The sequence below is a fragment of the Pseudofrankia asymbiotica genome, assembly GCF_001983105.1.
GTDB lineage: Bacteria > Actinomycetota > Actinomycetes > Frankiales > Frankiaceae > Pseudofrankia > Pseudofrankia asymbiotica.
The window spans coordinates 24970-37966 of the sequence record NZ_MOMC01000022.1 but is presented as its reverse complement, the minus strand read 5'-3'; the positions used below and the strand labels follow the sequence as shown (position 1 = coordinate 37966).

Below are 12997 nucleotides of genomic sequence, written 5' to 3'. Positions count from 1 at the left end.
TCGGAGCGGTGGCGAGGACGACTTGTGGAGTGTACGCTCACTTCGCAATCTAGCGTCAAGCCGCCGGTCCACGCGCGGGATTCCCGCCCGGCCGGCGCCCCGGGCACGGTCTCGCCCGGGTGTGCCCGCCCGGCGGCGCCTCACCACAGAGCCGCTTGACCGCAACCGCACAGAGCCGCTGGACCACACAGAGCCGCTGGACCGCACAGAGCCGCTTCACCACAGAGCACCGCCGGGCCGGCGGCCCGCGAGCCGCCGCGCCGGCATGTCGCGAAGGAGCCCCGGTTGCCTGACCGCATCGTTTTCGGCGCAGCCGCCCTACCGGAGCCGGAGCGAGGCTGGCTCGAGGCCGTGGAGCGCCTGCCGATCGAGTCCGTCTGGCAGGGCGGCCACATCCTCCCGCCCACCGGGACCGGCGAGGTCATCACCCGGCTGGCGCTGATGACGGCCTGGACCGAGCGGGTCCGGGTGGGCACCTCGATCCTGGTGCTGCCCCTCTACCAGCCGGTGGTGGTGGCCAAGCAGCTCGCCGACCTGGACGCCCGCTCGGGCGGGCGGGTGTCGGTCGGGGTGGGCGTCGGCGGCGAGTTCCCGCTCGAGTTCGCCTCGGTAGGGGTGCCGATCGCGGAGCGGGGCGCGCGCACCGACGAGGCGATGACACTGCTGCGCAAGCTCTGGCAGGGCGACGAGGTCAGCCACCACGGGAAGTTCTTCGATGTCGACAACGTGACGCTGCGCCCGGTCGCCCCGCCGCCCGGCGACCGGATGGCGACCTCCGGGCAGCTCGGCGGACCGCCGTTTCTCGTCTCGGGCCGCAAGGCCCCGGCGATGCGCCGCGCGGCCCGGCTCGGCGACGGCTGGATGCCCTACCTCATGTCACCGAACGCGTACGCCCGGTCGGTGGAGACGATCAACGCGGAGGCGGCCGCCACGGGCCGCGACCTCGACGGCTTCGAGTGGATGATGTACGTCTACTGCTCGGTCCGCCGCGACGGTGACCAGGCCCGCGCCGACGTCGCCTCGTTCCTCGGCGGCGCCTACGGCGACAAGCCGTCCGCGATGCTCGACCGGATCGCCCCCGCCGGCACGCCGGAGCAGGTCGCCGCCCGGCTGCAGGAGTACGTCGACGTCGGCGTGCGCCACATCATCATCTCGCCGGCGACGCACGAGAACACTCTCGAGGTCGTTCAGCTCGCCGCCGAGGAGGTCCTCCCCCGCCTGACCCTGCCCACCGCGCCGCCTGCGCCGGCCGGCTCGGGTAGTCCCGTCGCCGCGGCTTCAGGGACGGTGTCGCCGTGACGACGGCGGGTACCCGGACCTCGGTGACCGCTGGGACAGAGGCCGCCGGCCCGTTGGCCGGGCTGCGGGTCGTCGAGGTCGCGGTCGGGACCAGCGAGCTCGGCCTCGGTCTCGCCGGCGGCGTGCCGGGCAGGCTGCTCGCGGATCTCGGCGCGGACGTCGTCCGGGTCGTCGGCCAGGCGAGCCCGGAGATCGACGCGGAGGTGCCCTGGGGCGAGGCCTGGCACCGCGACAAGCGGATCGTCCGGACCGACGACGCCGAGGCGGTGCGGACGCTGCTCGCCGAGGCCGACGCCGCGCTCGTCTACGGCCCCGAGTGGCTGGTGGAGGGCCGCGGGCTCGGCCACCTCGGCCTGCGCGCCGCCAACCCCGGCCTCGTCTACGCCCGCTGTCGCCCCAGCCGGACCTCGACGGGAACCGTCGAGGACTACGGCCTGCTCGTCGAGGCCCGGTCCGGCTTCTGCGCCCAGCTCGCCGGTCACCGACCGGGGCCGATCTTCGTCGACGTCCGCGCCCCCGGCATCGGGACGGCCACCCTGCTCACCGCCTCCGTGCTCGCGCTGCTGCGCCGCCGCGTCACGACGGGCGTCGGCGGCTGGGCGGAGACGTCGCTCTACGACGGGATGCTGGCGACGCTGGGCTGCATGATCGGGCGCTCCGAGCGGGCGCGGCCCGAGATCGAGAGCTACTGGGAACTTGGCTCGACCTTCCCGAACTTCCTGTACCGCTGCGCGGACGGCGAGCTGATCCAGGTCTGGTTCGGCGGCAAGGGCATGTACGCCAAGCTCATCGAGGTCCTCGGCGACGAGCCGAGCGTCGAGGGCTACTACACCGACCAGGCCACCGGGAAGCTGCAGGACCGCGCCCAGCGCTGGCGAGCCCCGTTCGCCCTCCAGCCCAGGGATGTCTGGATCGAGCGGCTGCGCGGCGCCGGCATCGCCTGCGAGCCGGTCCTCGGCCCCGGCGAGGCGCTGCGCGACCCGCACCTCGCCGAGATCGGCCTGGCCGTCGCCCGCGACCACGACGGTCGCTCCGACGTCATGCTGGGCTCCCCGATCGCGGTCGGCCCGCTGCCCGGTTCCGAGGCGTGGACGCGGGAGTCGCCCGAGATCCCGGCCACGACGGGCCGGGCCACGCCGGAGACGACGCCCGAGGACTCCACCGAGGGTGCCGCCGCCGCCATCGGCGCCGATACCACCGGCGCCGCGGACGCCACCAGCACCGGCACCGGCACCGGCACCGGCACCGGCGGGAACGCGGCGCCGCTGCGCGGCGTGCGGGTCGTCGACTTCTCCGCGTTCGTCGCCGGGCCGCTCGCCGCCCAGGTGCTCGCCGACCTCGGCGCCGAGGTCATCAAGGTCGAGCCGCCCGAGGGCGAGGCGATGCGCGCCGCCGCCTATGCCGTCGCGGCCTGCCAGCGCGGCAAGCGCAGCATCGCGATCGACATCACCGCCCCCGAGGCCCGGCCCGTGGTCGAGCGGCTGATCCGCCAGGCCGACGTCGTCCTGCACAACTTCCGGGTCGGCGTCGCCGAGCGGCTCGGCATCGGCGCCGCCGACGTCGCCCGGCTCAACCCCCGCGCGGTCTACTGCCACGCCAGCGCCTTCGGGCCCACCGGCCCGCGGGCGAGGCAGCCGGGCAACGACGCGCTCATGCAGGCCGTGACCGGTCTGGAGCAGGCGATCGGCGGCGACGGCAACGAGCCGATCGCGGCGACCTGGATCCCCATCGACGTGACCGGTGGCTGGGTGGCGGCGGACGGGATTCTCGCCGGCCTGTACGCCCAGGCCGTGAGCGGCGAGGGGCAGCAGGTCGCGACCAGCCTGCTCGGGGCCGGGATGCTGCTGCAGAGCGGGTCCTTCCTGCGCGACGGCGCCCTCGTCGCCGGCCCCGCCCTGGACCAGGCGCAGACGGGCTACGGCCCCGGCTACCGCCTCTACCAGGCCGGCGACGGCGACTGGTTCGCGCTGGTGCTGCCGGACGAGAACTCCTGGACCCGTCTGCGCGCGCTGCTCGCGGGGGGCGAGCCGCCGGCCGCCGGGGGCCGGCTGGCGACGTACGCCCCACTGCGCGGCGGCGCCCACGACGCGGCGGCCCGCGAGGCCGAGACGCTCCTGGAGAAGGCGTTCGCGGGCGACACGGCCGCGGCCTGGGTGGCCCGCCTGCGCGCCGAGGGCCTGCTGGCCGAGGTGGTGAGGCCGCTGAGCCGGGACGAGTTCCGCCGCGGCGTCCTCGACGACCCGCTCAACCGGCAGCTCGGCCGCGTCGCCGCCTACGAGGTCGCGGAGTGGGGCCACTTCGAGCAGATCGGCCCGCTCCCCCGCCTCGGCCAGCCGCCGCCGGATGGTCCCACCCTGGCGCTTCCCGGCATCGGCGAGCACAGCGTCGCCGTTCTGTCCGACCTCGGTTTCCCCACCGAGGACGTCGACGCCCTGTTGGCCGCCAAGATCGTCCGCCAGCTCTAGCCCCGTGGCGCCGGTCCGCCTCGCCCAGAAGCATTCATGATCGCCGAGACCGTGTCGTCGCGGTTGCGATCTGGCCGGATTCGCGACCGCGACGACACGGTGGCGGTGATCTACCATCCCGTGCCGACGCTCGACTGTTGGCGGGGAGGGTGCCAGCCCTGTGAGCCGATCCCATGGCCGGTTGGGCGGCATCGGGCGAGCGAGCGAGCCGGCGAGCGGGCGAGCGGGGTTGTCACCAGGTCACGTTGATCTCCTGGATTCCGCCGATCAGTCGGCCGCTCCATCGGACGGCATGGGCCTGCGCGGGCTCGCCGAGACCGCCGGTCCGGCCATGGCCGGCTTCCTCGTCGTCGCGCTCACCGCGCCCACGGCGATGAGCGTCGACGCGGCCTCGTTCGCGGCCGCCGCGCTGATCCTGCTCAGTGTGCGTACGGCCCGGCGCCAGCCGGCCACCGGCACCGGCACCGCGGCCGGCTCGCTCGGGATCGCCGAGGGCGCGCGGTTCCTGCTGCGGCACCCCATGCTGCGCCGGGTGGCGATCGCCGGGGGAACGCTGAACCTGTTCTCCGGCGTCGGCGCCGCGCTGCAGGTCATCTTCCTCGCCCGCGAGCTGCGGCTGTCCGCCGCCGCCATCGGCCTGCTGTTCGCCGTCCAGGGCCTCGCCGGGATCGCCACATCCCTGTTCGTCGGCCGGCTGACGCGGTGGACGGGCCTCGGCTGGGCGCTGGTGCTCGGGCTGATCGCGGAGGGCGCGGGCGCGCTGCTGTTCTCCCTGGCCGGCGGGCCGCGCTGGCTCGCCCTCGTCACCGCGGGAACGGGGATGGCCGTCGGCGCCGTGGTGGTGCCGCTCTACAACGTCAACCACATCAGCCTGCGGCAGGCCATCGTGCCCCGCGAGCTGCTCGGCCGGGTCAACGCCTGCGCCCGGACCATCGTCATGGGGACGCTCCCCGTCGGCAGCCTGCTCGGCGGTCTTCTGGCTGTGGCACTCGGCACCAGGCCGGTGCTGGTGGCCGCGGCGGTCTGCATGCTGGCCGCGGGCGGCTGGCTCGCGACCACCGGCGTACCGGCCGTCCGCACCATGGCCGACGCCCGTCGCCTGGTCTAGATCGGTGTTCGTGCCTCCCGGTTGGTCACGATCTGGCCCGCTGGTAACCACGGGAGGGCATAGAAAGCGATCACCCGAGGTCGGGGCCGGGGCGGCACGTACAGCACCCGCTCGACTCAGGGCTTGTAGACGGCGCCGTCCTGGACGACGACGCGGACGGCGGGCAGCGCGCGCGAGGCGGGGCCGCTGACGACCGCGCCGGACGAGGCGTCGAAGCGGCTGCCGTGGCAGGGGCAGTTGATCGTGCCGCCGGAGACGCCGCCGACCGTGCAACCCTGGTGGGTGCAGGTGGCGGAGAAGCCGTGGATCGCGCCGCCGGTGTTGGTCAGCACGATGTTCTGGCCGCCCAGCACGACGCCGCCGCCGGAGGGGACGTCGCCGACGCTGGCCAGCCGCGTGCCAGCCGGCTTCGCCGACGTCGCCGGTGGCGGCTGCTGCGCTGGCGACTGCTGGGCGGGCGGTTGCTGGGCGGGCGGTTGCTGGGCGGGCGGTTGCTGCTGCGCCGGTGGCTGCTGTTGGCGGGGCGGTGGCTGCGCGCCGCCGCCCTGGGGCTGGCCGGCCGGGCTCGCCGACGGCCTCTGCGACGGCGACGGCGACGGGCTCGTCGCGGTGGGGGACGGCGTGTTCGAGGGGGTGCCGCTCGTCGCCGGCGAGGAGGTGCTCCCCGTGGCCGTCGCGGCCGAGTCGCCACCGCCGCAGGCGGCCAGCACGAGGCCGGACACGCCCGCGGCGAGCGCCAGCGAGGAGACCCCCCGGCGGGTGAGCACCGGCGGCTCGACGGGCGGTGGCGTGGGTTCCTGCGTCATGTCAGATCTCCTATACCGCGACCCCCGTCAGCGGTCCGGACCGTATGGCGGGGCGCGGTAAAGAAGTCGAAAACTGTCGCCGGCGGTACATCAGAACGCACGAACCGTCCCGTTAGCGGCCGGTGTCGGCGGATCCTGAACGCGCGGCCACGGAGCGCGGCCGGCAGAGCACGGCCGGCAGAGCACGGCCGGCAGAGCACGGCCGGCAGAGCGGCCGAAAGCACCGCCGACTGGTGACGAGCGCACATCGGTCGATAAGTGAGCGAGTGTTTGCTAATTTGTGTGTGCTCGGTTCGCCGGATGACCGATGGAGCCTCGATGGACCTGCTGCTGCGCAACGCCACGCTCATCGACGGAAGCGGGGCGCCGGCCCGGCCGGCGGACGTCGCCGTCATCGGCGACCGGATCGCCGCCGTCGCCGAACCGGGCGAGCTCGTGCCCGAGGCGGGCACCGAGGTCGTCGACCTGGGCGGGCTGGTGCTCGCGCCCGGCTTCATCGACGTGCACACCCACTACGACGCCCAGATCCTCTGGGACGGCGACCTCACCCCGTCGAGCTGGCACGGGGTCACCAGCGTCGTCATGGGCAACTGCGGCTTCGGCGTCGCCCCGACCCGCCCGGAGCACCGCGACCTGATCGTCCGCCTCCTCGAGAACGTCGAAGGCATGTCGATGGAGGCGTTGAACGCCGGCATCGACTGGTGCTTCGAGACGTTCCCCGAATATCTCGCCGCGCTCGACGCCCGGGCCAAGCGCCTCAACGTCGGCGTCTTCATCGGCCACTCCCCGCTGCGCCTGTTCGTCACCGGCGGCGAGGAGCGCGCGGCCACCGACGACGAGCTGGCGACCATGCGCCGGCTCGTGCGGGAGGCGCTCGACGCCGGCGCGATCGGGTTCTCCACCTCCCGCCAGCCCGCGCACTCCGGCGCCTACGGCCGGCCCGTGCCGAGCCGGTTCGCCGAGGTCGACGAGGTCTACCAGCTGGCCGAGGTCCTGGGCGAGGCGGGCAAGGGCGTGCTCGCCGTCTCGATCGGGCCCGGCCTCTTCGTCGACCAGTTCTCCGAGATCGCCACCCGCTACGGCATCCCGGTCACGTGGACGGCGCTGGTCACCCGGCCGGAGAAGCTGGGCGCCGCGCTGCGCACCGTCGAGCGCGGCGCCGCGCTGCCCGGCGAGGTCTACCCGCAGATCGCCTGCCGGCCGATCGTCATGCAGACCACCATGGACGACCCGACCCCGCTCGCCGCCGTGGACGAGTGGAAAGAGGTGCTCGCGCTGCCGCGGGACCGGCGGGCGGACCTGTACCGGGACGCCTCCTGGCGGGACCGGGCCCGGCCGGCGACGCTGGCGGCCTGGGGCCACCGCTGGCACAAGATCGACGTCGAGGAGACCGAGACCCACCGCGACCTCGTCGGCGTCCCGCTGGACCGGCTGGCCAGCGAGCGCGGCACCACGCCGTTCGACCTGATGCTCGACCTGGCGCTGGCCGACACCGGCACGACCCGCTTCCGGGTCGTCCTGGAGAACGACGGCGACGCCGAGCTCGCCGACCTGCTCGCCGACAAGCGGACCCTGCTGGGCCTGTCGGACGCCGGCGCGCACGCGAGCCAGCTCTGCGACGCCTGCTACTCGACCCACCTGCTCGGCCACTGGGTGCGCGAGCGCAAGGCGCTGAGCCTGGAGGACGCCGTCTGGCGGCTCACCGGGCACCCCCACCAGGTCTTCCGCGTCGCCGACCGCGGCCTCGTCCAGCCCGGCTTCTACGCCGACCTCGTCGCCTTCGACCCGGACACCGTCGGCACGACTCCCGTGCGGCGGGCCCACGACCAGCCGGGCGGCGCCGACCGCCTGCTGGTCCGCAGCACCGGCGTCGAGCACCTCTGGGTCAACGGCGTCGCCACCCGCACCGCCGGTGAGGAGATCCCCGGCACCGCCCCGGGCCGCCTTCTGCGCGCCTAGTGGCATGGGCGCGGCGCCGGCTCTGACCCCTGGGCCAGCGCCGGCGCCGCGACGCGTGATCAGGCCCCGCTGGCGGCGACGCGGACGGCGAGGGCTCGGCGCAGGTCGTCGGCGCCGTCGGAGGCGGTTCGGCGCAGGCCGGACGGGACGTCGGCGCGCGTCGCGAACCGCTCGGCCCAGGCCAGGGTCTCGCGCGTGACGGCGAGCGCCGGGAAGGACAGCTCGGCGAGCCTCACCAGCGACATCGTGCCCCGGAACTCGGCGGTCGCCGGCAGGTCGTCGAACCACCGCCGCGCGTAGGGCGCCCCCAGGTCCTCCTGGCCGGCCACCCAGATCCCGCCGGCCAGCGCGGACAGCTGGTAGTGGGACAGCGCGCTGGCCGGGTCGAGGAGCTCCGCCCAGGCCGCCGCCTTCGCGTCCGGGTCGGGGCGCAGCGCCCGGCAGCGGGTCGCGTGCACCAGGCCGGACGCGGTGCGGTCCGCGGCGTAGGCCGCCTCGATCTGGTCGGGCGTGAGGTCGCCGAGGGCGGCACGCCGTTCCAGGACCAGCCAGCTCAGCTCGTCGTCGACGGTCAGGCCCGCGAACGGCTCGCCGCCCGGGCGCCAGGCGCGCAGGGCGTCGAGGTCGTCGGTGAGCCCGACCCAGCCGCGGGCCGCCGTCAGCTGACCGCTGCCGCCGGGTTTCGCGCCCGCGAGCAGCGCCCGGGTCGCGTCGGTGAGGACGGTGATCGCCGCCGCGCGCTCCGGGCCCGGCGCGACGTACAGGGGGACCGCGGCGGTGATCCACGGCAGYAGTCGCGCGGTGACGACGTCGAGCTCGGTCGGTAGGCCGGCCGCGACCGTCCGCACCGCGAGCCCGGGCGACACCAGCCCGTCGGCCAGGCCGGTACGCAGCGCGTTCCACGCCACCGACCGGGCMGTGGCGTCATCGGTCACGGCCAGGACGGCGGGCAGGCGTTCCCACTGGTCCGCGGCCAGCCGGATCGTCGCCCAGGTCTCGTCGCCGGCACCCGGAAGCACGATCTCGCCGGGACCGGCCGCCGGGACCGGGACCGGCGTGCCGCCGAGGACGATATCGGCCGGCGCGCCACCGCCGGGCAGCACGGCGACGGTCATGGCATGGGGCCGGTCGGCCGCCGGCCCGAACACCGGCGGCTGACGGCGCACGACGGCCCCGGACGGCCCGGTCTCGACGGCGACGATGTCGACGCCGGCGAGACGCAGCCACTCGTGGGCCCACCGGGAGAGGTCGGCGCCGGTGGGCGTCCCGGGGCCCGCGTGGGCGGACCAGGACGCGAGCAGGTCGGCGAACGTGGCGTTGCCGTAGGCATGCGAGCGGACGTGCTCCCGCAGCCCGCCCAGGAACATGTCCTCGCCGAGGTAGGCGGCCAGCTGCCGCAGCACGCTGGCGCCCTTGGCGTAGGAGATGCCGTCGAAGTCGTCCAGCGCGGCGCGGGCGTCCGCGGCGCCGTTGCCGGCGACCGGGTGGGTGGTCGCGCGGCGGTCGGCGGCGTAGCCCCAGCTCTTGCGCCACGCGGCGAAGTCCGGTCCCGCCGGCAGGCCCGTCACCAGCGGGGTGACGCGGCGGGACAGGTACTCGGCGAAGGACTCGTTGAGCCACAGATCGTCCCACCAGCGCATGGTCACCAGGTCGCCGAACCACATGTGCGCCATCTCGTGGACGATCGTGTTCGCCCGGCCGAGCAGCTCCGCCTCGCTCGGCCGCGACCGGAAGATCAACTGGTCGCGGAAGGTGACGCAGCCGGGATTCTCCATCGCGCCCCAGTTGAACTCCGGGACGAACGCCTGGTGGTATTCGCCGAACGGGTAGCGCACCTCGAACAGCTCGTGGAAGGCGTCGAGGGAGTCGGCGGTCAGCCGCAGAAGCTCGGCCGCGTCCCGGTCGAGCTCGGCCGCCAGGGAGCGCCGGACGTGCAGGCCGAGCGGGATGCCGTCGTGTTCCCCGAGCACCGAATGCCACGGGCCGGCCACCAGGGTGACGAGGTAGGTCGAGATGGGCCTGGTCTCCGCCAGCTCCCAGGCGCCCGGGCCGGTCCGCTTCGCCGTGCCGTTGCCGACCACCGTCCAGTCGGGCGGGCACTGGACCCGCATGCTGACGCGGGCCTTCAGGTCCGGCTGGTCGAAGCAGGCGAACCACCGCCTGGCGTTGTCCACCGACGACGTCGCGCACAGGTAGACGCCGCCGTCGGCCGGGTCGACGAACCGGTGCAGACCCTCACCGTCATGCGAGTAGCGCAGGCGCGCCCTGACCAGCAGCTCATGCCGCCCGCCCAGGCCACGCACCGGCAGCCGCGCGCCGTCGAACGACCCGGCCGGCTGGACCACGCCGTCGAGGACGACCTCGAGCAGTTCCTCACAGAAGAGCTCGACGAACGTCTCCGGTTCGCGGGCGGTGAAGGCGATCGTCGTCGTGGAGGTGAAGAACTCACCCGGCTCGGTGAGATCCAGCTCGATCGCGTAGCGGTCGACGTCGACCGAATCCGCCCGCCGCGCCGCCTCCGGCCTGGTCAACGCCACCATTCGCCCACCCTAGTCGCCCCGGATCTCCGCCTCGGTCATGGTGGGCCGGGAAGATCAGCGGCGGTCGGGGCGCGGTCGGGATGGTGCGGGCCTCCGGTCGGTCACGCCGACCGGTTCTCCACCGCCGGGACGGTGGAGGCGCCGTTCTGGGCGGGAAGGGTCGGCAGGCCGTAGTCGCCGCGGAAGTACAGCAGCGGCCCGTGGTCTCGCAGGATGTGCATCTGGCGGACGGCGCCGACGACGATCTGGTGGTCGCCGCCGTCGTACGTGGCCTCGATGTCGCAGTGGACCCAGGCGAGGACGTTGTCCAGGACGACCGCGCCGCGGTCGGTGGTGTGCCAGGGGACCGCGTCGAACTTGCGGGCGCTGGTGGAGCCGAAGGCGACCGACACATCCTGCTGGTCCTCGGCCAGGACGTTGACGGTGAACCGCCCGGTCCGCTGGATGCGCGGCCAGCTCGTGGAGCTCCGACCCGGGCAGATGAGCACCAGGGGCGGGTCGAGGGAGAGAGAGGTGAACGACTGGCAGGCGAGCCCGGCCGGAGACCCCGAGTCATCCAGGCTCGTGACGATCGTCACCCCGGTGCAGAAGTGGCCCAGCACCCTGCGGAAGGTGCCCGGGTCGACATCGTCGGCCTCGGCACCGTAGGCGACGAGCCCCGAGGTGGTCATCGCTCGTCCAGCCCGGGCCACGTCACGTCCTCGACGAGGTCGCCGCGGCCGGCGGGCCGCCCGGCCGGGTTCTCGGCGCGGGCGCCGACGGCGGGGTGCTTCAGGAAAGTGCGCTCGACCATCGTGGGATGTCTCCTTGGACGTCGGCGTTCGGGGCGGCGGCGGCCAGCAGCGGACGGATGACGGCGTCGACGGCGGCGGGATCGTCCACCGGCGTCCCCGTGGGCCCTCGGTGCCAGCCCTCGGCGATCGCGAGGCGCACGCCCGAGGCGACGATCACCCGGCCGGTGACGTCGGCCGCCAGCGGCGAGGCGAGCCACACCAGCGCGGCGGCCACCCACTTCGGGTCGTACCGGCCCTCACGGGCGGCGTCGCTCTCGCCCAGGCCCACGGCCTCCGTCATCGGTGTCAGCGCCGTGGGGCAGACGGCGTTGACGGTCGCCCCGTAGCGGGCGAGCTCCATGGCGGCGACGAGGGTGAACGAGGCGATCGCGCCCTTGGCGGCGGCGTAGTTGGCCTGGCCGACGTGGCCGTACAGGCCCACCGACGAGACCGTGTTGATGACGCGGGCGTCGATGGCGTCGCCCGCCTTCGACCGCTCCCGCCAGTGGCGGGCGGCCCGCTGGGTGACGAGGAACGTGCTCTTGAGGTGCACGCGGAGCACGTCGTCCCAGTCGCCCTCGGACATGTTCACCAGCATCCTGTCGCGGGCGATGCCGGCGTTGTTCACGACGGCGTCGAGGCCGCCCCAGGTGTCGGTGGCGGTCGCGATCAGGGCGTCGGCGCCGGCGGCCGTCGACACGTCACCGACGTGTCCGACGGCCCCGCCGCCCTTCGCCCGCACCGCGGCGACGACGTCGTCGACCGCGCTGGCGGCGACGTCGTTGACCACCACCAGCGCACCCTCGGCGGCGAGTGCCTCGACGTAGGCCCGGCCGATTCCCTGGCCGGCACCGGTGACGAGACACACCCGTCCATCACACAGACCCATGACGGCGCGCTCTCAGGAGACGGTCGTCGGCGCGACGTCGTAGGTGACGCCGATGTCGCCACCGACGTCGTGGCGCCGCAGCTCGGGGAGCACCTCGGAGGCGAACAGCTCGAAGCTGTCCTGGGCCTCCTCGGCCGGCATGCCGCCGAAGCACATCGGCACGACGATGCCGCCGGCGTCGGTCATGGTCGCGTACTCGAGCAGCTTCTCCGTGACCTCCGCCGGCTTGCCCCAGACCTGGAGGTCGGCGAGGAAGCCGTTGAACTTCTCGAGGCCGTGCCTCTGGATGTTGGCGGCCAGGCCGGCGTAGTACTCGTAGCCCTCGACCTGGGCGAAGCCGACGTTGTCGAACTCGTAGTGCTCGACGGTCGACCGGGCCCAGCGCTGGAGGTACACGTCACGGATCCTGTCGACCTGCGCCTGCTTGTCGCTCACGCCGGCGACGATCACGAGGACCGGCTTCGGCGCCTCGTGGCCGTTCAGCTCGAAGTAGCGCTYGCGGTACTTCTTGAGCTCCTCGATGGCCGTGGGCCAGGGCTTCTGGGCGATGACCATCAGCCCGACGCCCATGCCGGCCATGATCTCCATCGACTCCGGCGACACCGCGGAGGCGAACGTGCGGCCCTTGAAGCTGGCCAGGGGCCGGGGCCGGATCTCGACCCGCGGCTGCTGGTAGAGCTCGCCGTCGTACTCCATCACGCCCGTCTCCAGGGCGGTGAGGAGCGCGGCGCTGTACTCCTTGAACCGGCGGCGGGACTCGCCCATCGGGACTCGGAAGCCGACGAACTCCTTCTGCCCGAGGCCGCGCCCGAGGCCGAGGATGGCCCGTCCGCCGGAAAGGTGGTCGAGCACCGAGAACTTCTCCGCCACCCGCACCGGGTCGTTCCATGGCAGGACGGTGACCATCGTGCCGAGCTTCACTCGGCTGGTCTGACCAGCCAACCAGGCCAACACCATCGACTGCTGCGAGGTGAGTTGGTAGTCGGAGAAATGGTGCTCGGACAGCCAGACCGAGTCGAAACCGACCTCTTCGGCGCGGGACGCGAGGCCCAGCTCCGTCCGGTACACGTCCGCGTCAGCCACGTCGCGATCAAGAGCCGCGAACTGGAGGCCAAGTCCTATGTGCATGAGCGCTCACTTTATACGGTAGGCCGATCA

At 73.9% G+C, this 12997-nt stretch carries 10 protein-coding genes; 4 read left to right on the top strand and 6 right to left on the bottom strand.

The genetic code is table 11. The features are described from left to right. Nucleotides 1-285: 285 nt before the first annotated feature. The 3 genes from BL253_RS11860 to BL253_RS11850 all read left to right on the top strand — a co-directional run bounded on the left by BL253_RS11860 (nt 286) and on the right by BL253_RS11850 (nt 4872). Nucleotides 286-1299 carry an LLM class flavin-dependent oxidoreductase gene (locus BL253_RS11860; RefSeq protein WP_076816352.1) on the top strand — a complete coding sequence of 338 codons (1014 nt, stop codon included), beginning with the start codon at nt 286-288 and terminating at the stop codon, nt 1297-1299. After that, nucleotides 1296-3764, top strand: coding sequence for a CaiB/BaiF CoA-transferase family protein (locus BL253_RS11855; protein ID WP_076816351.1), 2469 nt, complete (start codon nt 1296-1298; stop codon nt 3762-3764). The genes BL253_RS11860 and BL253_RS11855 overlap by 4 nt, the downstream gene beginning before the upstream one ends. Before the next feature lie 292 nt (nt 3765-4056). Next, nucleotides 4057-4872 (top strand): MFS transporter, encoded by an 816-nt coding sequence (locus BL253_RS11850; protein WP_076816349.1) that lies wholly within the window; start codon nt 4057-4059, stop codon nt 4870-4872. 116 nt (nt 4873-4988) lie between these two features. Here BL253_RS11850 and BL253_RS42890 read toward each other — a convergent pair whose 3' ends face one another. After that, a complete protein-coding gene (locus BL253_RS42890; RefSeq protein WP_076816347.1) occupies nt 4989-5678 on the bottom strand; it encodes a Rieske (2Fe-2S) protein in 690 nt (229 codons plus the stop codon). Between the two features lie 318 nt (nt 5679-5996). On the opposite strand from BL253_RS42890, the gene BL253_RS11840 reads away from it, so the two are divergent. Continuing rightward, nucleotides 5997-7637, top strand: a complete 1641-nt coding sequence (locus tag BL253_RS11840; protein ID WP_076816346.1) for an N-acyl-D-amino-acid deacylase family protein — start codon at nt 5997-5999, stop codon at nt 7635-7637. 59 nt (nt 7638-7696) lie between these two features. On the opposite strand, the gene pepN is transcribed toward BL253_RS11840, so the two are convergent. The 5 genes from pepN to BL253_RS11820 form a co-directional block, all read right to left on the bottom strand. After that, nucleotides 7697-10177, bottom strand: coding sequence for an aminopeptidase N (gene pepN / locus BL253_RS11835; protein WP_076816344.1), 2481 nt, complete (start codon nt 10175-10177; stop codon nt 7697-7699). A gap of 101 nt (nt 10178-10278) precedes the next feature. Beyond that, nucleotides 10279-10848, bottom strand: coding sequence for a flavin reductase family protein (locus tag BL253_RS11830; protein ID WP_076816342.1), 570 nt, complete (start codon nt 10846-10848; stop codon nt 10279-10281). Beyond that, nucleotides 10845-10970, bottom strand: a complete 126-nt coding sequence (locus tag BL253_RS44730) for a hypothetical protein (protein ID WP_274535203.1) — start codon at nt 10968-10970, stop codon at nt 10845-10847. The genes BL253_RS11830 and BL253_RS44730 overlap by 4 nt, the downstream gene beginning before the upstream one ends. Then, on the bottom strand, nt 10949-11839 hold the full coding sequence (locus tag BL253_RS11825) for an SDR family NAD(P)-dependent oxidoreductase (RefSeq protein WP_076816340.1): 891 nt from the start codon (nt 11837-11839) through the stop codon (nt 10949-10951). The genes BL253_RS44730 and BL253_RS11825 overlap by 22 nt, the downstream gene beginning before the upstream one ends. Nucleotides 11840-11851: 12 nt before the next feature. Next, on the bottom strand, nt 11852-12967 hold the full coding sequence (locus BL253_RS11820; RefSeq protein WP_076816339.1) for an LLM class flavin-dependent oxidoreductase: 1116 nt from the start codon (nt 12965-12967) through the stop codon (nt 11852-11854). Nucleotides 12968-12997 lie beyond the last annotated feature (30 nt).

Bases quoted from the DNA above. Each gene is read 5' to 3' on its own strand.
- BL253_RS11850 (WP_076816349.1), top strand. From the start codon at position 4,057: ATGGGCCTGCGCGGGCTCGCCGAGACCGCCGGTCCGGCCATGGCCGGC.
- BL253_RS42890 (WP_076816347.1), bottom strand. From the start codon at position 5,678: ATGACGCAGGAACCCACGCCACCGCCCGTCGAGCCGCCGGTGCTCACC.
- BL253_RS11840 (WP_076816346.1), top strand. From the start codon at position 5,997: ATGGACCTGCTGCTGCGCAACGCCACGCTCATCGACGGAAGCGGGGCG.
- BL253_RS11830 (WP_076816342.1), bottom strand. From the start codon at position 10,848: ATGACCACCTCGGGGCTCGTCGCCTACGGTGCCGAGGCCGACGATGTC.
- BL253_RS44730 (WP_274535203.1), bottom strand. From the start codon at position 10,970: ATGGTCGAGCGCACTTTCCTGAAGCACCCCGCCGTCGGCGCCCGCGCC.
- BL253_RS11825 (WP_076816340.1), bottom strand. From the start codon at position 11,839: ATGGGTCTGTGTGATGGACGGGTGTGTCTCGTCACCGGTGCCGGCCAG.